This window comes from Pseudomonas sp. GW460-12-10-14-TSB1, from assembly GCF_017349775.1.
Lineage (GTDB): Bacteria > Pseudomonadota > Gammaproteobacteria > Pseudomonadales > Pseudomonadaceae > Aquipseudomonas > Aquipseudomonas piscium.
The window spans coordinates 33,426-55,473 of sequence record NZ_JACNAC010000004.1; the positions used below are offsets into that span (position 1 = coordinate 33,426).

At 58.9% G+C, this 22,048-nt stretch carries 22 protein-coding genes, 3 tRNA genes and 1 riboswitch; of the genes, 16 read left to right on the forward strand and 9 right to left on the reverse strand.

Going from position 1 to position 22,048, the window contains the following annotated elements; genetic code table 11:
* Positions 1 to 47: 47 nt before the first annotated feature.
* The 5 genes from astA to astE all read left to right on the forward strand — a co-directional run bounded on the left by astA (position 48) and on the right by astE (position 5,429).
* Entirely contained in the window at positions 48 to 1,073 is a 1,026-nt protein-coding gene (gene astA / locus J4D52_RS03875; protein WP_007921553.1) for an arginine N-succinyltransferase, read from the forward strand.
* Positions 1,070 to 2,539: a succinylglutamate-semialdehyde dehydrogenase gene (gene astD, locus J4D52_RS03880; RefSeq protein WP_164485816.1), complete on the forward strand. Its 1,470-nt coding sequence runs from the start codon at positions 1,070 to 1,072 to the stop codon at positions 2,537 to 2,539. The genes astA and astD overlap by 4 nt, the downstream gene beginning before the upstream one ends.
* Positions 2,540 to 2,707: 168 nt before the next feature.
* Positions 2,708 to 4,054: an N-succinylarginine dihydrolase gene (astB, locus tag J4D52_RS03885; RefSeq protein ID WP_063432687.1), complete on the forward strand. Its 1,347-nt coding sequence runs from the start codon at positions 2,708 to 2,710 to the stop codon at positions 4,052 to 4,054.
* 63 nt (positions 4,055 to 4,117) lie between these two features.
* The gene (locus tag J4D52_RS03890; RefSeq protein ID WP_007921560.1) at positions 4,118 to 4,405 is read left to right on the forward strand and encodes a hypothetical protein; all 288 of its coding nucleotides are present in this window, start codon (positions 4,118 to 4,120) and stop codon (positions 4,403 to 4,405) included.
* A gap of 13 nt (positions 4,406 to 4,418) precedes the next feature.
* On the forward strand, positions 4,419 to 5,429 hold the full coding sequence (gene astE / locus J4D52_RS03895) for a succinylglutamate desuccinylase (RefSeq protein WP_102676810.1): 1,011 nt from the start codon (positions 4,419 to 4,421) through the stop codon (positions 5,427 to 5,429).
* 97 nt (positions 5,430 to 5,526) lie between these two features.
* Here astE and J4D52_RS03900 read toward each other — a convergent pair whose 3' ends face one another.
* Positions 5,527 to 6,033 carry a 6,7-dimethyl-8-ribityllumazine synthase gene (locus tag J4D52_RS03900; RefSeq protein ID WP_025805741.1) on the reverse strand — a complete coding sequence of 169 codons (507 nt, stop codon included), beginning with the start codon at positions 6,031 to 6,033 and terminating at the stop codon, positions 5,527 to 5,529.
* A 122-nt stretch (positions 6,034 to 6,155) separates the two neighbouring features.
* Positions 6,156 to 6,327: riboswitch (FMN riboswitch) on the reverse strand.
* Positions 6,328 to 6,538: 211 nt separating this feature from the next.
* Here J4D52_RS03900 and ltaE point away from each other — a divergent pair.
* The 7 genes from ltaE to mgtE all read left to right on the forward strand — a co-directional run bounded on the left by ltaE (position 6,539) and on the right by mgtE (position 14,279).
* Positions 6,539 to 7,543, forward strand: coding sequence for a low-specificity L-threonine aldolase (gene ltaE, locus J4D52_RS03905; RefSeq protein WP_063432685.1), 1,005 nt, complete (start codon positions 6,539 to 6,541; stop codon positions 7,541 to 7,543).
* A gap of 146 nt (positions 7,544 to 7,689) precedes the next feature.
* The gene (gene alaS, locus J4D52_RS03910; RefSeq protein ID WP_063432684.1) at positions 7,690 to 10,314 is read left to right on the forward strand and encodes an alanine--tRNA ligase; all 2,625 of its coding nucleotides are present in this window, start codon (positions 7,690 to 7,692) and stop codon (positions 10,312 to 10,314) included.
* A 96-nt stretch (positions 10,315 to 10,410) separates the two neighbouring features.
* Entirely contained in the window at positions 10,411 to 11,652 is a 1,242-nt protein-coding gene (locus tag J4D52_RS03915) for an aspartate kinase (protein ID WP_007921569.1), read from the forward strand.
* Between the two features lie 185 nt (positions 11,653 to 11,837).
* The gene (csrA, locus tag J4D52_RS03920) at positions 11,838 to 12,026 is read left to right on the forward strand and encodes a carbon storage regulator CsrA (protein ID WP_002554426.1); all 189 of its coding nucleotides are present in this window, start codon (positions 11,838 to 11,840) and stop codon (positions 12,024 to 12,026) included.
* A 62-nt stretch (positions 12,027 to 12,088) separates the two neighbouring features.
* Positions 12,089 to 12,179 (forward strand) — tRNA-Ser (locus tag J4D52_RS03925).
* 107 nt (positions 12,180 to 12,286) lie between these two features.
* Positions 12,287 to 12,363: transfer RNA gene (locus J4D52_RS03930), tRNA-Arg, on the forward strand.
* A 473-nt stretch (positions 12,364 to 12,836) separates the two neighbouring features.
* Complete coding sequence (mgtE, locus tag J4D52_RS03935; RefSeq protein WP_025805723.1) at positions 12,837 to 14,279, forward strand: magnesium transporter; 1,443 nt, start codon at positions 12,837 to 12,839, stop codon at positions 14,277 to 14,279.
* 143 nt (positions 14,280 to 14,422) lie between these two features.
* On the opposite strand, the gene J4D52_RS03940 is transcribed toward mgtE, so the two are convergent.
* Entirely contained in the window at positions 14,423 to 14,749 is a 327-nt protein-coding gene (locus tag J4D52_RS03940; protein WP_003178899.1) for an Arc family DNA-binding protein, read from the reverse strand.
* A 380-nt stretch (positions 14,750 to 15,129) separates the two neighbouring features.
* Between J4D52_RS03940 and phnN the strand changes: the two genes are divergently transcribed.
* Complete coding sequence (phnN, locus tag J4D52_RS03945; RefSeq protein WP_063432681.1) at positions 15,130 to 15,714, forward strand: phosphonate metabolism protein/1,5-bisphosphokinase (PRPP-forming) PhnN; 585 nt, start codon at positions 15,130 to 15,132, stop codon at positions 15,712 to 15,714.
* On the opposite strand, the gene J4D52_RS03950 is transcribed toward phnN, so the two are convergent.
* Both J4D52_RS03950 and J4D52_RS03955 read right to left on the reverse strand, forming a co-directional pair.
* Positions 15,689 to 15,868, reverse strand: a complete 180-nt coding sequence (locus tag J4D52_RS03950; RefSeq protein WP_063432680.1) for a PA3371 family protein — start codon at positions 15,866 to 15,868, stop codon at positions 15,689 to 15,691. The genes phnN and J4D52_RS03950 overlap by 26 nt on opposite strands.
* A 25-nt stretch (positions 15,869 to 15,893) precedes the next feature.
* Positions 15,894 to 16,136, reverse strand: coding sequence for a hypothetical protein (locus J4D52_RS03955; RefSeq protein WP_063432679.1), 243 nt, complete (start codon positions 16,134 to 16,136; stop codon positions 15,894 to 15,896).
* Between the two features lie 297 nt (positions 16,137 to 16,433).
* Between J4D52_RS03955 and J4D52_RS03960 the strand changes: the two genes are divergently transcribed.
* Together J4D52_RS03960 and J4D52_RS03965 are read left to right on the forward strand one after the other, a co-directional pair.
* Positions 16,434 to 16,510: transfer RNA gene (locus J4D52_RS03960), tRNA-Arg, on the forward strand.
* A 177-nt stretch (positions 16,511 to 16,687) separates the two neighbouring features.
* The gene (locus J4D52_RS03965) at positions 16,688 to 17,644 is read left to right on the forward strand and encodes a hypothetical protein (RefSeq protein WP_124304059.1); all 957 of its coding nucleotides are present in this window, start codon (positions 16,688 to 16,690) and stop codon (positions 17,642 to 17,644) included.
* A 1-nt stretch (position 17,645) separates the two neighbouring features.
* Here J4D52_RS03965 and J4D52_RS03970 read toward each other — a convergent pair whose 3' ends face one another.
* Entirely contained in the window at positions 17,646 to 18,257 is a 612-nt protein-coding gene (locus J4D52_RS03970) for a recombinase family protein (protein WP_102676808.1), read from the reverse strand.
* Between the two features lie 201 nt (positions 18,258 to 18,458).
* On the opposite strand from J4D52_RS03970, the gene J4D52_RS03975 reads away from it, so the two are divergent.
* Positions 18,459 to 19,664 (forward strand): hypothetical protein, encoded by a 1,206-nt coding sequence (locus tag J4D52_RS03975; RefSeq protein WP_102676807.1) that lies wholly within the window; start codon positions 18,459 to 18,461, stop codon positions 19,662 to 19,664.
* Between the two features lie 63 nt (positions 19,665 to 19,727).
* On the opposite strand, the gene J4D52_RS03980 is transcribed toward J4D52_RS03975, so the two are convergent.
* From J4D52_RS03980 to J4D52_RS03995, 4 genes are read right to left on the reverse strand one after another with little or no spacing between them, the layout of a single operon-like run.
* On the reverse strand, positions 19,728 to 20,162 hold the full coding sequence (locus J4D52_RS03980) for a hypothetical protein (protein ID WP_102676806.1): 435 nt from the start codon (positions 20,160 to 20,162) through the stop codon (positions 19,728 to 19,730).
* A gap of 43 nt (positions 20,163 to 20,205) precedes the next feature.
* A complete protein-coding gene (locus J4D52_RS03985; protein ID WP_102676805.1) occupies positions 20,206 to 20,790 on the reverse strand; it encodes a tail assembly protein in 585 nt (194 codons plus the stop codon).
* A 4-nt stretch (positions 20,791 to 20,794) separates the two neighbouring features.
* Positions 20,795 to 21,157: a hypothetical protein gene (locus tag J4D52_RS03990; protein WP_102676804.1), complete on the reverse strand. Its 363-nt coding sequence runs from the start codon at positions 21,155 to 21,157 to the stop codon at positions 20,795 to 20,797.
* A 53-nt stretch (positions 21,158 to 21,210) separates the two neighbouring features.
* Positions 21,211 to 22,044 (reverse strand): hypothetical protein, encoded by an 834-nt coding sequence (locus J4D52_RS03995; RefSeq protein ID WP_102676803.1) that lies wholly within the window; start codon positions 22,042 to 22,044, stop codon positions 21,211 to 21,213.
* Positions 22,045 to 22,048 lie beyond the last annotated feature (4 nt).

Below are 22,048 nucleotides of genomic sequence, written 5' to 3' on the forward strand. Positions count from 1 at the left end.
AGCGAGTTTCGCGGGGGCCGGCAGCGGCGCCCGTCTGAGGAGATAGCATGATCGTTCGTCCCGTACGCAGCAGCGACTTACCCGCTCTGATCGACCTGGCCCGCAGCACCGGCACCGGCCTTACCACCTTGCCGGCCAACGAAGAGCGCCTGAAACACCGCGTGGGCTGGGCGGAAAAGACCTTCCGTGGCGAAGCCGAGCGGGGCGACGCGGATTATCTGTTCGTGCTCGAGGACGACAACGGTCGCGTGGTGGGGATTTCCGCGATTGCCGGCGCGGTAGGCCTGCGCGAGCCCTGGTACAACTTCCGGGTCGGCCTGACCGTCAGCGCCTCCCAGGAGCTGAACATCTACCGCGAGATTCCGACGCTGTTCCTGGCCAACGACCTGACCGGCAATTCCGAGCTGTGCTCGCTGTTCCTGCACGCCGATTACCGCACCGGCCTCAACGGTCGCATGCTGGCCAAGGCACGCATGCTGTTCATCGCCGAATTCCCGCAGCTGTTCGGCAACAAGATCATCGCCGAGATGCGCGGCATGTCCGATGAAGCCGGGCGCTCGCCATTCTGGGAAAGCCTGGGCCGGCACTTCTTCAAGATGGAATTCAGCCAGGCCGACTACCTGACCGGCGTGGGCAACAAGGCGTTCATCGCCGAGCTGATGCCGAAGTTCCCGCTGTACACCTGCTTCCTCTCCGAGGGCGCGCGCAACGTGATCGGCAAGGTGCACACCGATACCGAGCCGGCGCTGGCCATGCTCAAGAGCGAGGGTTTCAGCTACCAGGGTTACGTCGACATCTTCGACGCCGGCCCGGCGGTGGAGTGTGAAACCGCCAAGATCCGCGCGGTGCGCGACAGCCAGGCGCTGGTGCTGGCCATCGGCACGCCAGGCGACGACGCCACGCCTTTCCTGATTCACAACCGCAAGCGCGAGGACTGCCGGATCACCGCCGCACCCGCGCGCTTCGCGTCGGGCACCCTGGTGGTTGATGCGCTGACCGCCAAACGCCTGCAACTCAATGCGGGCGATCAGGTCCGTGCCGTTGCGCTGTCTGCTTCCCGGGAGTCGAAATAATGAACACGTTGTACATCGCAGGCCAATGGCTGCCAGGCCAGGGCGAAGCCTTTGAGTCGTTGAATCCAGTGACCCAGCAGGTGCTGTGGTCGGGCAACGGTGCCACCGTCGCCCAGGTTGAAAGTGCGGTGCAGGCCGCGCGCCAGGCATTCCCGGCCTGGGCCAAGCGTTCGCTGGACGAGCGTATCGCGGTGCTGGAAGCCTTTGCCGCCAGCCTGAAAAGCCATGCCGACGAACTGGCCCGCTGCATCGGTGAAGAAACCGGCAAGCCGCTGTGGGAAGCCGCCACCGAAGTGACCAGCATGGTCAACAAGGTCGCGATCTCGGTGCAGAGCTACCGTGAACGTACCGGCGAGAAGAGTGGCCCGCTGGGCGACGCCACCGCGGTACTGCGGCACAAGCCTCACGGTGTGGTAGCGGTGTTTGGCCCGTACAACTTCCCTGGCCATCTGCCTAACGGTCATATCGTTCCTGCCCTGCTGGCGGGTAACAGCGTGCTGTTCAAGCCCAGCGAGCTGACCCCGAAAGTCGCCGAGCTGACCGTCAAGTGCTGGATCGAAGCCGGCCTGCCGGCGGGTGTGTTGAACCTGCTGCAAGGCGCGCGGGAAACCGGCATCGCCCTGGCTGCCAACCCGGGTATCGACGGTCTGTTCTTCACCGGCTCCAGCCGGACTGGCAATCACCTGCACCAGCAGTTCGCCGGCCGTCCGGACAAGATCCTCGCTCTGGAGATGGGCGGTAACAACCCGCTGGTGGTGGATCAGGTCGCGGACCTGGACGCGGCGGTCTACACCATCATTCAGTCGGCCTTCATTTCCGCCGGCCAGCGTTGCACCTGCGCGCGCCGTCTGCTGGTGCCGCAAGGCGCCTGGGGCGACCAGTTGCTGGAGCGCCTGGTAGCGGTCAGCTCGACCATCGAGGTCGGTGCGTTCGACCAGCAGCCGGCGCCGTTCATGGGCTCGGTGATTTCCCTTGGTGCTGCCCGCGCGCTGATGCAGGCCCAGGAAAACCTGTTGGCCAATGGCGCCGTGGCGCTGCTGGCAATGACCCAGCCGCAGGATCAGGCCGCACTGCTGACCCCGGGCATTCTCGACGTGACCGCCGTGGCCGAGCGCCCGGACGAAGAACTGTTCGGGCCTTTGCTGCAAGTGATTCGCTACGCCGATTTCGCAGCAGCGATCGCCGAGGCCAACAACACCCAATACGGTCTGGCAGCGGGCCTGCTGTCGGATTCCGAGGCGCGTTACCAGCAGTTCTGGCTGGAAAGCCGGGCCGGCATCGTCAACTGGAACAAGCAGCTGACCGGTGCCGCGAGCAGCGCGCCGTTCGGCGGTGTGGGCGCCTCCGGCAACCATCGCGCCAGTGCCTATTACGCGGCGGATTACTGCGCGTACCCGGTGGCGTCGCTGGAAACCGCGAGCCTGACCTTGCCGAGCGCGCTGACGCCGGGTGTACGCCTGTCGTAACAGGTGGTTTGAATGCGCTGGAAGGCCCTGCGGGCCTTATCGCAGTGCGCCGCGGTGACAGGAGAGTGATCTCTGTCGCCGCTGGCGCAGGCTGCGATCGACCGTGAAGCGGTCGCTTGCGGCCTTGCAGATGTCACATATAAAAAACAGATTCGTGGAGCCTCGCTGATGAAATCCTATGAAGTCAATTTCGACGGTCTAGTGGGGCCTACCCATAACTACGGCGGCCTGTCCTACGGCAACGTCGCGTCCCAGAGCAACAGCCAGCAGTCTTCCAACCCCAAGGAAGCCGCGCTGCAGGGCCTGGCGAAAATGAAAGCGCTGATGGAAATGGGTTTCCAGCAAGGCGTGCTGGCGCCACAGGAACGCCCGGATGTGGCCGCCCTGCGTCGCCTGGGGTTTTCCGGCAGCGATGCGCAGGTCATCGAGCGCGCCGCCAAGGATGCGATGCCGCTGCTGGTCGCCAGCTGCTCGGCGTCGAGCATGTGGGTGGCCAACGCCGCCACGGTCAGCCCGAGTGCCGACACCGCTGATGGTCGCGTGCATTTCACCGCCGCCAACCTGAACTGCAAATATCACCGCAGCATCGAGCACCCGACCACCAGTCGCGTACTGGGGGCGATGTTCGCCGACCAGAAGCACTTCGCCCATCACGCGGCGCTGCCGGCGGTGGCGCAGTTCGGCGATGAAGGCGCGGCCAACCACACCCGTTTCTGCCGCGACTATGGCCAGGCCGGTGTCGAGTTCTTCGTCTTCGGTCGCAGTGCCTTCGATACCCGCTACACGGCACCGCAGAAGTACCCGGCGCGCCAGACCCTGGAAGCCTCGCAGGCCGTCGCCCGGCTGCACGGCCTGAGCGACGACGGTGTGGTGTATGCCCAGCAGAACCCGTCGGTGATCGACCAGGGCGTGTTCCATAACGATGTGATCGCGGTGGGTAACGGCGAAGTGCTGTTCTACCACGAGGACGCGTTCCTCGAGACCGACAAGATGCTCGCCGAGCTGCAGGCCAAGCTGGGCAAGCGTGGCGGCAACTTCCAGTCGATCTGCGTGCCGCGCTCGCAGGTCACGGTGGAAGACGCGGTGCGCTCCTACCTGTTCAACAGCCAGCTGCTGTCCCGTGCCGATGGCTCGATGCTGCTGATCGTGCCGGAAGAGTGCCGCGGCAACGAGCGCGTCTGGCAGTACCTGCAAGGCCTGACCAGCTCCGGCGGCCTGATCCGCGAGGTGAAAGTCTTCGACCTCAAGCAGAGCATGCAGAACGGCGGTGGCCCGGCGTGCCTGCGGCTACGGGTCGCGCTCAACCAAACCGAACTGGCGGCGGTCAACCCAGGGGTTATCATGACCGCGCCGTTGTACGGCACGCTGACCCAGTGGGTCGACAAGCACTACCGCGACCGCCTGAGCGAAAACGATCTGGCGGACCCGCAATTGCTGCTTGAGTGCCGGACGGCACTGGATGAACTGACGCAAATCCTTAAACTGGGCGCGGTTTATCCATTCCAGATCAATTAAAAGCCCGCGCCTGAGTCCGCTGATCCAGGCGCGCCGCTTTACCTCCAGATGAGAGCGTAATAAATGAGCGATACCCTGCAGCTGATCCTTGAAGACACCGATGGCACTCAACTGGAAACTTCCTGCACCCGCGTTGCCGTGATGTGGCAAGGCAAGGAACTGTGGATCCAGCAGGACGGCCGCGGCCAGCTGCTGATCGGCGTGGACGTCGAGGAAGGCGACGAAGAGTATGCCAACCTGCTGTTGCGTCCATTGGCGACTAATCTGGTAAGTCTGCAACTGGAAATGGAACCGGCCGACGCTGGTGACGACGATCACGTGCACGGCCCTGACTGTCAGCACGACCATTAAGGAATAACGTTCTATGCTCGCCCTCGGCAAACTGCTTGAACTGACCCTCGCCGGTCGTGAACCGGCGGAGAAGACTCAACTGACTGTCGACGGCGTGCGGATGCGCTGGCTGAGCGAAGGTGCGCTGGAAGTCCGGCCACCTCAGGCACGTGACAATGGCATGGACCTGCTGCTGTCGGCCGGCATCCACGGCAACGAGACGGCACCGATCGAGTTGCTCGACCGTCTGTTGCACGACATCGCCCGCGGCGACCTCAAGCCGTGCGCACGCATTCTGTTTCTGTTCGGCAACCCCGAGGCCATGCGCCGCGGCGATCGTTTCATCGAGCAGGACATCAACCGGCTGTTCAACGGCCGTCACGAACAAAGCAGTGGCAGCGAAGCCTTGCGCGCCTGCGAGCTGGAGCGCCTGGCGGCGAGTTTCTTCAGCCTGCCGGACCGTACCCGCCTGCACTACGACCTGCACACGGCGATCCGCGGTTCGAAGATCGAACAGTTCGCCCTGTATCCGTGGAAGGAAGGTCGCCAGCACTCGCGCCGGGAGCTGGTGCGCCTGCGGGCCGCGGGCATGGAGGCGGTGCTGCTGCAGAACAAGCCGTCCATCGTGTTCAGCTCCTATACCTACGACAAGCTGGACGCCGAGTCTTTCACCCTGGAACTGGGCAAGGCCCGGCCGTTCGGGCAGAACCAGGGGGTGAATGTCGAGCGTCTGGAAACCCGTCTGAAGCAGATCATCGAAGGCCGCGAACCGCCCATGGCGGAGGAGAAGCTGGATGGCTTGCAGCTGTTCAGCGTCGCTCGGGAAATCATCAAGCACAGCGATACCTTCCACCTGCACCTGCCGGCGGATATCGAGAATTTCTCCGAACTGGAAGTGGGTTACCTGCTGGCCGACGACATTGCCCAGACCCGCTGGATAGTCGAGGAGAAGGGCGCGCGGATCATTTTCCCCAACCCCAAGGTGAAAAACGGCCTGCGTGCCGGGATCCTGATCGTGCCGACCACGGCTGACGGCCTGGCCTGATATCACGGCCCGAGGCAGCGGCTACAAAAACATCGCGAGCCAGCTCGATCCCTGTAGGAGCGAGCTGGCTCGCGATTTTGCTTTCAGCGTCTGACGCTTACACCGCTACCCGCTGCTCATGACGGCGCAGGGCGCGAGTCTTGTGCAGGGTATCGGCGCAGGTCTTCGCCGCTTCCTGGCCCTTGTGCACGAAATGCTCGAAGAAGAACTTCTGATGTTCTTCGCCGGCGTGGAAGTGGTGCGGGGTCAAGACCACCGAGAACACTGGCACTTCGGTTTCCAGCTGGACCTGCATCAGGCCGCTGATCACTGACTGGGCGACGAACTCGTGGCGGTAGATACCGCCGTCCACCACCAGGCCCGCGGCGACGATGCCGGCATAACGGCCGGACTTGGCCAGCAGCTTGGCGTGCAGTGGAATTTCAAAGGCGCCGCCGACTTCGAAGAAGTCGATATCGGTTTCCTGATAACCCTGGGCGAGCATCTCGCTGACGAAACCTTTGCGGCTCTGGTCGACGATTTCCTTGTGCCAGCAGGCCTGGATAAACGCCACGCGTTCGCCGTGATGTTGTTTGCTTTTGCTATCGATTGCGGTGGGTTGCATCTGTTCTGACTCCTGTTTGTGTGAAAAACAGGGCGTTATGAATCGAAAGGGATTTAAGGGTACGTACGGGCCAGGCGCACAAGCAGTCGCGCGCAGGTCTGTGGACGGCCCTTTGGCGCCAATCCCGTTCTCTCTTCATCCGGACTATGACCGTCGGCCCCGGGATCACACCGGGTCTGCTGACCTTGCCGTCATTCGCCGCCGAAGCGGTGTCTGTCGCCAAGCGCTCGCGGGCTATGCGCATTGCGCGCAATTACCGCCGGTGGGGAATTACACCCCGCCCTGAGAACGTTGCCACCGGGCTTTGCGGCGGCGGTGAGTTTGTAACACATATTTTTCGGCGATGCATTGCGGCTTTTGGATGATAAGCATCGGTTTTTCCTGTCCATCGACGGGCTTTTCCCGAGCGGGCCTTGATAAATCGCGTTTGTGCCCGTAGTAATTCAGTTCGAAAGAATTTCCCTATCCGCAGTGACGTTCGCGTCCCTTTGCCGAGGCCTGATTCATGAGCGTTATCGATCTTCGCAGTGACACCGTTACCCAACCCACGGCAGGCATGCTGGAGGCAATGGCCACAGCGGCCACGGGCGATGACGTCTACGGCGAAGATCCAACGGTCAACCGCCTGGAAGCCGAACTGGCGCAGCGCCTCGGATTCGCCGAGGCGCTGTTCGTGCCAACGGGGACCATGAGCAACCTGCTGGGCTTGATGGCCCATTGTGGGCGTGGCGACGAATACATCGTCGGCCAGCAGGCGCATACCTATAAGTACGAGGGCGGCGGGGCGGCGGTGCTGGGTTCGATCCAGCCCCAGCCGCTGGAAGTCCAGGCCGATGGCTCGCTGGACCTGACCCAGGTCGCCGCGGCGATCAAGCCGGATGATTTCCACTTTGCCCGTACCCGCCTGCTGGCGCTGGAAAACACCATGCAGGGCAAGGTGCTGCCGTTGAGCTATCTGGCGCAGGCCCGGGCCTTCACCCGCGAGCATGGCCTGGCCCTGCACCTGGACGGCGCGCGCTTGTACAACGCGGCGGTCAAGCTGGGTGTCGATGCGCGGCAGATTACCCAGCACTTCGATTCGGTCTCGGTGTGCCTGTCCAAGGGCCTGGGCGCGCCGGTGGGCTCGGTGCTGTGCGGTTCGGCGGAGCTGATCGGCAAGGCTCGACGCCTGCGCAAGATGGTCGGTGGCGGCATGCGCCAGGTCGGGATTCTGGCCGCGGCGGGCCTGTATGCGCTCGATCATCATGTAACGCGCCTGGCCGATGACCACGCCAATGCCCAGTTGTTGGCCGAGGGGCTGCGCGAGGCGGGCTATGAGGTCGAGCCGGTGCAGACCAACATGGTCTATGTTGCGATGGGTGACAGGGCAGAGGCCCTCAAGGCCTTCGCCGGTGAGCGCGGGATCAGGCTGAGCGCCGCGTCGCGGCTGCGGATGGTCACCCATATGGACGTCAGTCGTGCACAAATCGAGCAAGTCATCGGGACTTTTATCGATTTTTCCCGCAACTGACAGTGTTAGCCGTCCAATTGACCGTCTCTATCGTATAAACACGCTGTACCCCAAGCTCAGGGCCGATATAATGCGGCCCTTTGCCGTCGTTTCGTCTGATGACGTTTCGCACAGGCCTTTGGCCGCAGTCTCCGTGGAAGAACCTAATGAAAAGCGCAGAAATCCGTGAAGCCTTCCTTCGCTTCTTCGAAGAGCAAGGCCACACCCGTGTAGCCTCCAGCTCTTTGATTCCGGGCAACGACCCAACCCTGCTGTTCACCAACGCGGGGATGAACCAGTTCAAGGACTGCTTCCTGGGCCAGGAAAAGCGCGCCTATACCCGCGCCGTAAGCAGCCAGAAATGTGTGCGCGCCGGCGGCAAGCACAACGACCTGGAAAACGTCGGTTACACCGCCCGTCACCACACTTTCTTCGAAATGCTGGGCAACTTCAGCTTCGGCGATTACTTCAAGCGTGACGCCATCACCTTCGCCTGGACTTTCCTGACGTCCGACAAGTGGCTGAACCTGCCGAAAGAAAAGCTCTGGGTCACTGTCTACGCCAGCGATGACGAGGCCTATGACATCTGGACCAAGGAAGTCGGGGTTCCAGCCGAGCGCATGGTCCGTATCGGCGACAACAAGGGCGCGCCCTACGCCTCCGACAACTTCTGGACCATGGGCGATACCGGCCCGTGCGGTCCTTGCACCGAGATTTTCTACGATCACGGCGCCGACATCTGGGGCGGCCCACCGGGCTCGCCGGAAGAGGATGGCGACCGTTACATCGAGATCTGGAACAACGTGTTCATGCAGTTCAACCGCACCGCCGATGGCGTGTTGCATCCGTTGCCAGCGCCGTCGGTGGACACCGGCATGGGCCTGGAGCGGATCAGTGCGGTCCTGCAGCACGTTCACTCGAACTATGAAATCGACCTGTTCCAGAGCCTGCTGAACGCGGCGGCCAAGGCCATCGGTTGCACCAACGACGCCCAGGCGTCGCTGAAAGTCGTGGCCGACCACATCCGTTCCTGCGGCTTCCTGATCGCGGACGGTGTGCTGCCTTCCAATGAAGGTCGCGGTTATGTGCTGCGTCGCATCATTCGCCGCGCTTGCCGTCATGGCAACAAGCTGGGCGCCAAGGGCAGCTTCTTCTATCAGATCGTGGCCGCGCTGGTCGCCGAGATGGGCGAAGCCTTCCCGGAACTGAAATCCCAGCAGGCGCATATCGAGCGCGTGCTGAAAGCTGAAGAAGAGCAGTTTGCCAAGACCCTGGAGCAGGGCCTGAAGATCCTCGAGCAGGACCTGGCCGAGCTCAAAGGCACTGTGGTGCCGGGCGATGTGGTGTTCAAACTGTACGACACCTACGGTTTCCCGATGGACCTGACCGGCGACATCGCCCGCGAGCGCGAGCTGACCCTCGACGAGGAAGGTTTCGAGCGCGAGATGGAAGCCCAGCGCGTACGTGCCCGTTCCGCCAGCTCCTTCGGCATGGACTACAACAGCCTGGTCAAGGTCGATGTGGCTACCGAGTTCACCGGTTATCGTGCCACCAGCGGTGCGGCCAAGGTGGTTGCTCTTTATAAGGAAGGGCAATCGGTCGACGTGCTGAGCGAAGGCGAAGAGGGCGTGGTCATTCTCGACCAGACACCTTTCTACGCCGAGTCGGGTGGCCAGATCGGCGACTGCGGTTACCTGCAAGCGGGCAGCGCGCGTTTCGACGTGCGCGATACCACCAAGACCGGCGGTGCCTTCCTGCATCACGGCGTATTGGCCAGCGGCAGCCTGACCGTTGGCGCTCCGGTGCAAACCCAGGTCGATGCCGAAGTGCGTCACGCCACTTCGCTGAACCACTCGGCCACCCACTTGCTGCACGCCGCTCTGCGCCAGGTGCTGGGTGAGCATGTGCAGCAGAAGGGCTCGCTGGTCGACAGTCAGCGCCTGCGCTTCGACTTCAGTCATTTCGAAGCGATCAAGCCTGAGCAGATCAAGGCCCTGGAAGACATCGTCAACGCCGAGATTCGCAAGAACACCGAAGTGGAAACCGAAGAAACCGATATCGACACCGCCAAGCAGAAGGGCGCCATGGCGCTGTTCGGCGAGAAGTACGGCGACAGCGTGCGTGTACTGAGCATGGGCGGCGACTTCTCCGTTGAACTGTGTGGCGGTATCCACGCCAACCGTACCGGCGATATCGGCCTGCTGAAAATCATCAGCGAAGGCGGTGTGGCCTCGGGCGTACGTCGTATCGAAGCAGTCACCGGTGCCGCGGCACTGGCGTACCTGAACACTGCGGAAGAGCAACTCAAGGAAGCGGCGACCCTGGTCAAGGGCAGCCGCGACAACCTGATCGACAAGCTGTCGGCCGTGCTGGAGCGCAACCGCCTGCTGGAGAAACAGCTCGAGCAGCTGCAGGCCAAGGCCGCCAGTGCCGCTGGCGACGACCTGTCGGCGCAGGCGCTGGATGTCAAAGGCGCGAAAGTGCTGGCGGCGCGCCTGGACGGTCAGGACGGCAAGGCGCTGTTGGCGCTGGTCGATCAGTTGAAAAACAAACTCGGTCGCGCAGTGATCCTGCTCGGCAGTGTCCATGAGGAAAAGGTCGTACTGGTTGCGGGCGTAACCAAGGACCTGACTGGCCAACTCAAAGCCGGTGATTTGATGAAGCAAGCCGCTGCGGCGGTGGGCGGGAAGGGCGGTGGTCGTCCGGACATGGCGCAGGGCGGTGGCGTCGATGCCGCTGCGCTGGATGCCGCGCTGGCCCTGACCGTTCCGTTCGTCGAGCAGGGGATTTAAGGTTCCAAGCCGAGCCTGTCGTCTAGTGGCGGGCTTTGGAGCTGCGCAGTTTGATTGATTAATGGGCGCCCCTTTACGGGCTGAGGCGGCTTAGAAATGGCTTTGATCGTACAGAAATTTGGAGGTACCTCGGTCGGTTCCGTCGAAAGAATCGAGCAGGTCGCCGACAAGGTGAAAAAATTCCGCGAAGCCGGTGACGACCTGGTGGTTGTACTGTCGGCCATGAGCGGCGAAACCAACCGTCTGATCGACCTTGCCAAGCAAATCAGCGGCGACGGTCAGCCGGTTCCTCGCGAGCTGGACGTGATCGTTTCCACCGGTGAGCAGGTGACGATCGCACTGCTGGCCATGGCGCTGATCAAGCGCGGCGTGCCGGCAGTCTCCTATACCGGCAACCAGGTGCGGATTCTGACCGATAGCGCGCACAATAAAGCGCGCATATTGCAGATCGACGATCAGAAAATTCGCGGTGACCTGAAGGCTGGTCGCGTGGTTGTTGTCGCCGGTTTCCAGGGCGTTGACGAGCACGGCAACATCACGACCCTCGGTCGTGGCGGTTCCGACACCACCGGCGTGGCGCTGGCGGCAGCCCTGAAGGCTGACGAATGCCAGATCTACACCGATGTCGATGGCGTCTACACCACCGATCCGCGCGTGGTGTCCGTGGCCCAGCGCCTGGACAAGATCACCTTCGAAGAAATGCTGGAAATGGCCAGCCTGGGCTCCAAGGTGCTGCAGATCCGCGCGGTCGAGTTCGCCGGCAAGTACAACGTTCCGCTGCGCGTACTGCACAGCTTCAAGGAGGGTCCGGGTACCCTCATTACTATTGATGAAGAGGAATCCATGGAACAGCCGATCATTTCCGGCATCGCTTTTAACCGCGATGAAGCCAAGCTGACTATCCGTGGCGTGCCAGACACTCCCGGCGTGGCCTTCAAGATTCTCGGCCCGATCAGCGCCGCGAACATTGAAGTCGACATGATCGTGCAGAACGTTTCGCACGATAACACCACCGACTTCACCTTCACTGTGCACCGCAACGATTACCTGGCAGCCCAGCAAGTGCTGGAAAACACCGCCCGTGAAATCGGCGCCCGGGAAGTGGTCGGCGACACCAAGATTGCCAAGGTCTCGATCGTTGGCGTCGGCATGCGCTCCCACGCGGGCGTTGCCAGCCGTATGTTCGAAGCGCTGGCCAAGGAAAGCATCAACATCCAGATGATCTCGACCTCGGAAATCAAGGTTTCCGTGGTGATCGAAGAGAAGTACCTGGAACTGGCCGTGCGCGCTCTGCACACGGCTTTCGAACTGGACGCGCCGGCCCGACAGGGCGAGTGATGCGTTGCCCGAAGGGCGCGGTTTACCGCGCCCTTTGTTTTTTTGATCGGCGTGACAGAAAACTGTTCTTTTGCTCGCGCTAGTCAATACTTAGGCGTGTAGGGCTACGGCCGTCCTGGTTGTAGGTCGATACCCTTTTTTTTGCAGACTGTTGTCCCTGAAATGAAATGCGTGAGGAGAAAGGTATGCTGATTCTGACTCGTCGGTGCGCAGAAAGCCTGATTATTGGTGATGGCGAAATCACTGTGACCGTGCTTGGCGTCAAAGGAAATCAAGTGCGTATCGGTGTCAACGCCCCTAAAGAGGTAGCGGTGCACCGTGAAGAAATTTACCTGCGGATAAAGAAAGAGAAGGACGAAGAACCAAGCCATTAATTTTTATCGTTTTTTTTGTTTGCAAACGGGGAGAAAGCTGGTTAATATACGCCCCGTGTTGCGGAGAGCTGGCCGAGTGGCCGAAGGCGCTCCCCTGCTAAGGGAGTACACCTCAAAAGGGTGTCGGGGGTTCGAATCCCCCGTTCTCCGCCATTATTTACTTAGTTCGTTGTAATCTGGCTTCTTCTGTAAGTTGTTGAAATTACTAGAAAAAGTGCTTTACAAAAAGATTTAACGGCCTATAATGCGCGGCAACAAATGCACTCGTAGCTCAGCTGGATAGAGTACTCGGCTACGAACCGAGCGGTCACAGGTTCGAATCCTGTCGAGTGCACCATATACCAAGAAGCCCGCATTCATTGCGGGCTTTTTGCTTTCTGTCGTTTGGGTTTTCTCCCTTCTTTATTGATTCCTCTCTTTGAACGTCGCGATCATTCCGGCGTCGTATCCAGCGTGTACCTGTCTTTTTGATGTGGCCGTTCGAAAGCTCCCGGCAATTGTGAATCGATAGCGAGGGAGGTCCCGGGCGCAGTTTTTTCGTCTGGGGTGTGTTTTCTTTTTCGGATGGTGCGTCGCAGCTTTATAGATTCAGCGCTTCTTCAGCTTTGCGCCGCAAGCGCTTGTTCTTGCCATGATTTTTTAACGTTTAAAGCCGTCAAGCGGTGTATGATTGCGCCCGTCAGCCCCGCCGGGGCTTGTGGAATACCTCCATGGACTTACCCAGTAGTTACTCAGTATCCCGTTTTTACAATCATGAATTGACTGATTGATCCTTCCGGCGTGCTCCTCTGCTGGGAGTGGAGTTCGCCTATGACCGAAGTAGAAGTAAAGAAAACACAAGACAGCCTGCAGGATCGCCTCGCTCAAGTCGTTGAGCTGCTGCAGCGCCAGCGGGTGGTCGAAGACCTGACCCATCGTCAGGAAGGTCATCATCAGGATCGGGTCGAGAACCTGGTCCACCGGCAAAACCTCGTCGAGCTGCAACGCAAACTCGACGATCTGCACTCTGCCGACGTTGCCTACATCCTTGAAGCCTTGCCGCTCGACGAGCGTCTGACTGTCTGGCAACTGGTCAAGGCCGAGCGCGACGGCGACATCCTGCTCGAAGTATCCGATTCCGTACGTGAAACCCTGATCGCCGACATGGACGATCATGAGCTCCTGGCTGCTGCCAAGGAGATGGACGCCGACGAACTTGCTGACCTGGCCCCCGAGCTGCCGCGAGACGTTGTCCACGAGCTGATGGAGGCGTTGGACGGTCAGCAGCGTGAGCGCGTTCGCTCCGCCTTGTCGTATGACGAGGAGCAGGTAGGTGCGTTGATGGACTTCGAGATGGTGACCATCCGTGAGGATGTCAGTCTTGAAGTGGTTCTGCGTTATCTGCGTCGACTCAAAGAGCTGCCAGGCCATACCGACAAGCTGTTCGTCGTCGACTACGACGGCGTGCTCAAGGGTGTGCTGCCCATCAAGCGGTTGCTGGTGAATGACCCGGAGAAACAGGTTTCGGAAGTCATGGCCAGCGATCCGGTAAGTTTCCATCCGGACGAAGATGCCTACGACGCTGCGCAAGCGTTCGAGCGTTACGACTTGATTTCGGCGCCGGTGGTCGACAAGAACGGCAAATTGATCGGCCGTCTGACCATCGACGAAATGGTCGACCTGATTCGTGAGGAGAGCGAGACCGAAGTCCTCAACATGGCCGGTCTGCGTGAAGAGGAAGACATTTTTGCCTCGGTCTGGCGTTCCCTGCGCAACCGCTGGGCCTGGCTGGCAATCAACCTGATCACTGCCTTTGTCGCTTCGCGAGTGATCGGCCTGTTTGAAGGTTCCATCGAAAAGCTGGTGGCCCTGGCGGCCCTGATGCCGATCGTGGCGGGTATCGGCGGCAACTCGGGTAACCAGACCATCACCATGATTGTTCGCGCCATGGCGCTGGACCAGGTCAGCACCGGTAATACTTCGCGCCTGATGCGCAAGGAGCTGGCGGTGGCCTTGATCAATGGCCTGGTCTGGGGCGGAGTGATCGGCGCGGTGGCCTATCTGCTCTACGGCAGTTGGTCGTTGGGTGTGGTGATGACGGCGGCCATGACGCTCAACCTGTTGCTGGCGGCGCTGATGGGGGTTCTGATTCCGATGACGCTGGCGCGCCTGGGGCGCGACCCGGCAATGGGGGCCAGCGTCATGATCACGGCGATGACCGACAGTGGCGGCTTCTTTATCTTCCTTGGGTTGGCCACCATCTTCCTGCTTTGATCCTGCATACAGCCCCTCTAATGGGGCTGTATCGTTTTCTCCATCCCCTTGCAATCCAGGCTTAGCGCTTTTGTAGCGCTCGAGCAGCAAATTTCGGGTAAAAAAAAGCCAGCGCAAGGCTGGCTCTAGCTTTCGAGGTCGAATCAGGAAGCGTCTGCGGCCATTTCGGCGTCATGGGCGATCAGCGAAACGAGGGCGTTCTGCTGGCGGTGGGAAAGTTGACGGAAACGTTGAAGCAGTTCGCGTTCATGCAAGGAGAGCTCTGGGCTGTCCAGGCGCATGCTCAACTCTTCACCCAAGGCGCCTTCCTGAATAAGACTCTGTTCCAGGCGCGCGATGATTTCGGAGTTCATGCTGCGGTGATGATTGCGAGCCACCTCGGCAATGCGTTCACGCATCCCGTCGGGTAGACGTACGACGAACTTGTCAGCCGTACGGCTGGAATAAATTGCCTGTTTCAATGGGCGCATATATTTAACCGGTTAGTTCAGGGGAGCGGTTCTCGGAATTGGCCGCGGGATGTCAGTTAGGACAAGCGTTGCTGCCAAATGTTCAACCTGAATTGTTAAGAGGCCCGCATCATGCCTCAAAGTAGCCAGATCCTTGGCGTCAATTCTGTGACAAATATTGAACTGGGTAAAGGCGTTATGCCAGCACCAATTATCAGAAATGCGGACTGGTTTGAAAAGATTGCCTGGTCCGCCTATCTGCCCGCGTCCTGTTGCCTGATAGGCGGCGTTTGAGTGTCGCCAGGAGGGCATCTATGCGGATCCGATCATCGTTCCCTACTCTATACAGAATAGTGGCAAATTGCCGATTTACTAGGCTGCGAGTGCCATGGAGTCTCTGAATGTCAGGCAGACTGATTTATTTGATAGGGCCATCCGGGTCGGGCAAGGACAGCCTGATCGAGGCTGCGCGCCGGCCTCTGGCACAACTCGGTTGTGATGTGGTGCGGCGGGTGATCACCCGTTCCGCGGAATCCGTGGGGGAAGAGGCCCATGGGGTAAGTGCTGATGAGTTCGAGCGCCTGGAGCGGCAGGGCGCCTTTGCCTTGTGCTGGCGGGCTAATGGCCTGGCCTACGGAATTCCTGTGCAGATCGACGAATGGCTGACCAGTGGGCGTCATGTCCTGGTCAATGGCTCCAGGGCATACCTGGATCAGGCTCGCCAACGTTATCCGGAGCTTTTGGCGATTCTGTTGACGGTGGACATCGACGTGCTGCGGCAAAGACTGATGAACCGCGGTCGCGAAAGTGCGGCGCAGATCGAGGCGAGACTCAAGAGAAGCACTCTTTTTTCTGCTGACGACGGACCTGTGCTGGGAGAGTCCGTGTTTTTTCTGGACAACTCGAGCGAGCTATCCGTGACGCTTGAGCGTTTTCTGAAGCTATTGAGAGATCAGGGAGTCAGCGCAGCACTGGGTCGAACTTGATTTTGCGTCCCAACGCCAGCGCCAGCAGGAACAAGCCGGAAAAAACGCCACAAGCAATCAAGGGCACATCACCCAGGGTATTTTCAGTGGTGAAGCAGCCCAGTGTGGCACTGAGTACTGCAAGGATGAGAAGGCCTTTGGCAAGTCGGGACATTAACAGGCTCCTGATAGGGTCGTATTCAAAATACCCAGCTTTCGGGTCTTGGATTGGCAGGTAGAACAACGGCTTCCGGGTCATCGGCGACCTGCGCCATGCCTGGATTCTCCAATGCGCTGCTCATCACAGCCAATTGCGGGGCCTGGTGTTGCGCGTAGTGGGCCCTGTACTGGGTGCTCTGATCAGCGCTGCCATCAGGCTGAAAGTGGAAGGCCACCAGTACGGCGATGGCAATGGCATTCGATAGAAGAAGGGCGCTGTTCATGGGCTTGATCTCCACTGTTCTTTCATAGAGATGAAGCAGCGCTCATGCCAAGAGTCTAACCTCTAATAAACCCTTTAAAAACAATGATTTGATAGGGGCTTTAGAAGGCGGAGGATTGCATTCTGCAATGATGGCTTTTTGCAGTGATGCAATTTGCACGGCGACTCTGGCAAGTTGCCTGATGACCAGAGGTGGCCACCGGTTAAAAAGCCCTACTCACAACATGACAAAATCAGGGCTGGCCGTTAACATGCACGCCGTCCTTTGCGCCGCAGCAGTACACGCGGCAGTCAATTTGTCCCAGTAGCTCAATTGGATAGAGCATCCCCCTCCTAAGGGGAAGGTTGGCAGTTCGAACCTGCCCTGGGACACCATATAATTCAAGGTTTGCAGCCTTTTCGTTCAATCCGTGATCTCTTCCGTGACAGCAGGGTGGCAGAAACTGCGGACGAGTGGATCGTGAAATACCTCCCTTCCAAATCAAAATGTGATTCACTTTGCCATCAGCGCCAATCGGCGCGTTCAGTGCTGGCCTTTGGAAGGTGGTTGGATTGAGTGAAGTCAGGGAAGTAATAATCAGGAATGAAGCAGAAGCCGTGGCCATCCTTGAGCAGGCTTTGGCAGGCGAATTGTCTGATAACGATTCATTTCTAATCAAATTCGATGGCTGGCCGGTTTTCGATTTAGACATCGAAGGTGCTCGATACCACAGCACGGTCACAACGCCTCTGATGAAGGGGCTGCTGGAATACCAGCAAGTGATAAATCGACTTTTCGCAGATAGCGTTTACTCAAAGGGCGCTCGTGCGCTCACTGAGGAAGATCGGGCGAATCTTGAGCTAACCTTCGAGGTTGCAGAAGGCTCCAGCGACATTACCGCCTTGCTTGGGGACGCCTTCAACAAACTTGGTGAAAAAATGATTGATAAGATGACTGGCAGGCAGCTGGTCTTTTCTGTTGTCGGTCTTGCGCTGATAGCTGCCGGGTACTTTGGTCACCAAAACTATACTTCCTCCCAGCTTGCCCTGGCGGCGGAGGGTAACCGGAGCGCGCTCGAGATTCGCCTGGTTGAAAATAACGAGAAGATGTCAAAGGCGTTGGCCGACACCAATCAAGCTCTCGTCGGCATTGTAAGAAGCGCGCCTGATGCCACAAAAGTCACCGCCGGTAATGCCGTCTTTGACCGAGAGCAGATCATTCAAATTAACCAGAAGGAGCGCGAGCCTTCTGTACCAGTGAGAATGGATGGCAACTATCACGTTTATTCTGTTCGAAGCTTTGACGACAAGTGGCGCATGGATATAGGTCGAGTCGGTTCTGATGAAATGATCAAGGTAGACCTCTTCAAAGGGCAGCACGCAGCCGCGGGTGTAAACGAGATGATGACGGCGCTAGTCGAGGGCGGAACGACTTTCCTTTATGTTCTGGCTAGGTCGAAGGACGGCAAAGTGGTTTCAGCGAACGTTCTCGGCACGTCAAAAACGGGACTTCCGCCATCGCCGTTGTAATTTAGCCGGCGTCTCTGATCCTCAGCACGGTAGTAGTTGAGCAGGATGCGTGCCGAGCAGTAGCACGGATGCCTAGCCCAGCCCCGAGCAGTTCCTTTACCCGCTTGTGCAGATCCGCATCCACTGGACGCCCTTGATACTTACCGGCGGCCTTGGCTTTTTCGATCCCTTGCGCCTGGCGATCACGGCGCTGCTCGTAATCCTTGCGCGCGATCGCCGCCATCATCTCCACCAGCATCGAGTTGATCGCGCCCAGCATACGGCCGGTGAACTCGTCTCCCTTGGTGTCCTGCATTCCTTGGTGGCTGGTCGGTAGGTCGAGCGCGACGATGCGCAAGCCCTTGGAGTCGATAGCTGCCTTGAGTTTGTGCCAGTCCTCAACAGGAAGGCGCGATAGGCGGTCTATCGACTCCACCAGCAGGACGTCACCCTTGCGCGCATCCTTCAGCAGGCGCAGCAGCTCAGGCCGATCTGCCGAGGCGCCGCTGGCGTTCTCCAGGTACACGCTCGCGATCACCTTGTTGTGGTCGGTGGCGAATTGCTCGAGCGATGCCCGGGCGCGGCCGGCGTCCTGCTCTTCAGTCGATGCTCGGAGGTATGCGCGAATGAACATGATGTGCTGCCCGTATCAGTTAAGGTGTTCTACTAATACTGTTGCACTTTGAGTGTTACTTATCAAGCGGGGAGGGCGAATAAACCCGAATTTGTGCGTATCAGCTCAGGCATACCCATGTGATGTATAGACAGAGTGATGGCGAAACAGTAGCTTCAGGAGAACAGTGACCGGAATTTCACTAGCAGGGAGCATGAACCAATGACAACCTCCGCTTATCAAGAAAACCCTCTTCGTGCCACCGTGCAGCAAATACTGGATATGCAGAAAATGAAGGAGTTTTCGGCTGAGGCTGTGGCAGTTAGTGAGACGTTTACCTTTGCCCGCGATAAAATATTCGCCATTCTCCAAACACTGAAAGACCTCCTGGAAAAGACACCGGCAGAGCTAGCTAGTGTCTCTGGGATGTCCTCAATCAATACCAGCCTTCAGACACCTCTTTCTGAAATTACGCATTTCGTTGGTAATGGTAATGCTCAGCACTTGATAAATGCCGCATCACAATTAGAACAAAACGTGATGCCTTACTTCTGGGCATTAACACCACCACTCACTGCGGTGTCAAAAACAGCATTTCCAGCTCTTCTGAAATCACAATCCGATTTCTCACAAGCTGCCATTCAAGAGCTATCAGATCAACGAGATCAGCTTGCAAAAAAACTAGATGCGGCAATTGAAAAGAGCGATGTACTCGCACAAAAACTCGATGATGCAAATGAGGCCGCCGCGCGCGAGCGAGCCGAAAGTGCCGCCGCGGTAGCCAAGCTGGAGCAAATGTTCACTCAGGCAGAAGGTGCGCGCCAACTGGCTTTCGACACAGCGCTTGCAGAGCAGCAGAAAATGCACAAAGAGGAAATGGATCTTGAGGCATACGCAGCCTCGAAAACTCTTGCGGAAATTGGTGCGTTTCGGGATGACGCCGCACGTATAGTGCAGGTGGTCGGCAATATTGGAGTAACAGGGAATTACCAGCGAATTGCTACTGCGGAAGGGGAGAGTGCAAACTTCTGGCGATGGGCGACGGTGGTGATCTTTGGAACAGGCATTGCGATCGCGATGGCAACATTCTACAAATTTTGGCATGAGCCTTTTTCGCAAGATACTGCGATATCGGTGCTAATTCGCTTGTTCTACGCGATTGTTATAACTTCCCCCGCAATTTATACAGCCCGCGAATCAGCTCGGCATCGCACCAATGCTGACAGAGCTAGGCAGACAGAGCTAGAACTTGCCTCGATCGGGCCCTTCATTGAGCTCCTGCCAGAGGAAAGCAAGGTGGCGATTCGCACCGGGCTCACATCTAGCTATTTCGGTCGGACAACAGAGGCGCATACAGTCAGCAGCCCTCTGGATCCGGAGCACTTCAAAAATCTGATCGAAGTACTGAAAGCTGCGAAGCCCAGTTGAGAATACGCCACACCACACGGCGTGTGTTTCAACACAGTGTGTTGATTCCGACGCAGTGACCCATCAGATGGAACTGGGGCGGATATCGGTACCGTTCTGGGTACCAGATATCCGATATTTCTGCACTTCGCCGGAGACCACATCGGCTACTGTCTCTTTCACCGGCTGGCCGATCTGCATTGCGCACAGGCCGTTGCCATCTTCATCACCGCCGATGCCAACGATATGCCGACCTGGCTTGACCTGAAATTTTGCGACTTCGCCGGTATCGATGCGCGCGGCCTTTTTGCCATCTATCAGTAGTGTGGCGAAGCAGCCACCAGATGCCCAGAATCCGTTGTCACGGCTGATAACGAGCGTCGCCCCGCCTGCCACTTCAGTTTGATAGGCATAGATCCGGTCTGCCGGCACCCGCTTTGCGGAGCCAGGCTCTACTGGAGTGCTTGAGCATCCCGCGATAAGAGCGATGGCCGCGGCGGTGAGCAAAATCCTGTGCATGATACGTCCTCAATGTTGGGTAGGTGACTCTACACTAGGCCGGCTATACCTGGTCTTCGGCATAGATCGCGGCACTGATGATCGCGCCACCCCATCGACGGTAACCGATGCAGATTGGTACCGGGTTCCCGCTGGCAGTGGTGTTTCGTGCCGACCCAAAAGCGTAACTCGGCATATTTTCGGGGGCGCCGCTCTGCTTCAATCCTGTGGCTTGCGGGCTGAGCATCTGAATTACACCACCGGCGGCCATAGCAATACCTGGAGCGAGTGTCGCGCCGTTGGTAAATGGGCTGGCGATAATCAACGCGACCCCGATGATGGTTTGCAGAAGGCCTGCACGCTTGCTGCCGCAAACCACCGGTACGATGCGTATTTCCTTCGCGCCGCCCAGCGCCAGTTCTTTTTCGTCGACGTTCCTGCGGTTTCGAAAAACTGCGAACTCAAGCCCCATCTGTTTTGCGGTTGCGAGATATCGTGCGAAGCCTGGATGGTTTACATCGATCGCTTTCACGGCCTCGCGCACATCACCAGTCGATAGCTCGTAGGTGTGTTCACGCCCGAACAGCTTCGCGGCCGATCCGCTGAGCAAAATTCGAGTCTTGGTGCCGTAGTTGGTGGCTATGGCCATAGCGTTACTCCAGTGCGCCGGTGGCGCTGTTAGTGGGGGCTTCCACACCCAGGCGGATGGCGAGAATGGACCGCGACATACGCGCCTGATCGAATGTCACCTGCTCGCGTCGCGGGTCGTAATTCCAAATTCGGTCATAGATCACTTCGTAGGCCCGGGCGCCACGGAACGTCCCGCGCAGCAGATCGGCCGAGACCAGCGCTTCTTCCTCGGTGAAAAATGGCCCATCAATGGTCACCTTCTGGCCGTCGCGAACGTGCTGGACATCCCACACCACGTAGCCAGAATCAGGACCTTGTTTGAGTGGGTGCGACGCAAAGCGGTTTGTCTTGCACGCCTCGGCGAAGCGCTCTTGATAGGTGGTCAAGGTATTGGCTCCTGGGGTGGCGGCCGCACCGTGACGGCCGCACGCCTATCTGATTACGCTGCTTCGGATTCTTCCGCTGCTGCTTTTGGCTTTCCTCGGGTCGGGATCTTGTCCAGCCAGGCGCGCAACACTTCCGAGCCGTCACACCCCGACCGCCATCTTTCGAATCGACCTGCGTAGCCAGCCGAATTTGCAACCATCCCACTGAGCGCCACACCAACTTGGGAGGTGGTCGCGAGCACGTCGTCGTAGACCGCCAGCATCTGGCGAAGAGCCTCAAGGTCATCAGCTCGCGAGGCTGCAATGCCGGCCCTGGCGAGGCTCGCCGCCGATTCGGAGTTGAGGCCAGAAAGCATGGGGTTTGCTCTCAGCACCGCTTCGACGATATCGGGATGACCACCTTGGCGGGCTTCAAGCATCAGATTGCGGCGCTCTTCAGAGCTGAGCCCTCGAACCAATGACCTCAGCTCTTGGTCCGCGAGGAATCCTGCGATGTCGTTACTGGCGCGTGGCGTAACTGGGGAAAAGCCTTGAGTGACGGTCTCAGCCAGCGTGAGCATATCTTTCGCAACTGATTGCATCGCCGGGAGCAGGGCAGCTGTAACGTCCTCGACTTTTTCCTTGCTCATGCGCTCGATCGCGGATGCATTGAAATCTTTATTGCTCCTGATCGATGCAATGTCTTCGCCAGCGTCCTTGAACGTTTCCAGCGCAAGCAATTGGAGTTGACGGGCAGACTTCATCAGGCTACCAGCTTGCCAGGTGCCCTTTGTTCCATCGGGGCGCTGAATGGAAAAGGTTTGAGCCTCGATGCGTGAGTGCTCATATTCGGAGTAGTGGAGGTTGGCCAGGCCAACTTTGAGAACTGATCGTTTGCCGATTTTCATTGAG

Coding starts and splice junctions, on each gene's coding strand:
- J4D52_RS03995 (WP_102676803.1), bottom strand. CDS start 22,044: ATGAAAATCGGCAAACGATCAGTTCTCAAAGTTGGCCTGGCCAACCTC.
- csrA (WP_002554426.1), top strand. CDS start 11,838: ATGCTGATTCTGACTCGTCGGTGCGCAGAAAGCCTGATTATTGGTGAT.
- J4D52_RS03980 (WP_102676806.1), bottom strand. CDS start 20,162: ATGCACAGGATTTTGCTCACCGCCGCGGCCATCGCTCTTATCGCGGGA.
- mgtE (WP_025805723.1), top strand. CDS start 12,837: ATGACCGAAGTAGAAGTAAAGAAAACACAAGACAGCCTGCAGGATCGC.
- alaS (WP_063432684.1), top strand. CDS start 7,690: ATGAAAAGCGCAGAAATCCGTGAAGCCTTCCTTCGCTTCTTCGAAGAG.
- J4D52_RS03900 (WP_025805741.1), bottom strand. CDS start 6,033: ATGCAACCCACCGCAATCGATAGCAAAAGCAAACAACATCACGGCGAA.
- ltaE (WP_063432685.1), top strand. CDS start 6,539: ATGAGCGTTATCGATCTTCGCAGTGACACCGTTACCCAACCCACGGCA.
- phnN (WP_063432681.1), top strand. CDS start 15,130: ATGTCAGGCAGACTGATTTATTTGATAGGGCCATCCGGGTCGGGCAAG.
- astB (WP_063432687.1), top strand. CDS start 2,708: ATGAAATCCTATGAAGTCAATTTCGACGGTCTAGTGGGGCCTACCCAT.
- J4D52_RS03890 (WP_007921560.1), top strand. CDS start 4,118: ATGAGCGATACCCTGCAGCTGATCCTTGAAGACACCGATGGCACTCAA.
- J4D52_RS03970 (WP_102676808.1), bottom strand. CDS start 18,257: ATGTTCATTCGCGCATACCTCCGAGCATCGACTGAAGAGCAGGACGCC.
- J4D52_RS03975 (WP_102676807.1), top strand. CDS start 18,459: ATGACAACCTCCGCTTATCAAGAAAACCCTCTTCGTGCCACCGTGCAG.
- J4D52_RS03950 (WP_063432680.1), bottom strand. CDS start 15,868: ATGTCCCGACTTGCCAAAGGCCTTCTCATCCTTGCAGTACTCAGTGCC.
- J4D52_RS03985 (WP_102676805.1), bottom strand. CDS start 20,790: ATGGCCATAGCCACCAACTACGGCACCAAGACTCGAATTTTGCTCAGC.
- J4D52_RS03955 (WP_063432679.1), bottom strand. CDS start 16,136: ATGAACAGCGCCCTTCTTCTATCGAATGCCATTGCCATCGCCGTACTG.
- astA (WP_007921553.1), top strand. CDS start 48: ATGATCGTTCGTCCCGTACGCAGCAGCGACTTACCCGCTCTGATCGAC.
- J4D52_RS03940 (WP_003178899.1), bottom strand. CDS start 14,749: ATGCGCCCATTGAAACAGGCAATTTATTCCAGCCGTACGGCTGACAAG.
- astE (WP_102676810.1), top strand. CDS start 4,419: ATGCTCGCCCTCGGCAAACTGCTTGAACTGACCCTCGCCGGTCGTGAA.
- J4D52_RS03915 (WP_007921569.1), top strand. CDS start 10,411: ATGGCTTTGATCGTACAGAAATTTGGAGGTACCTCGGTCGGTTCCGTC.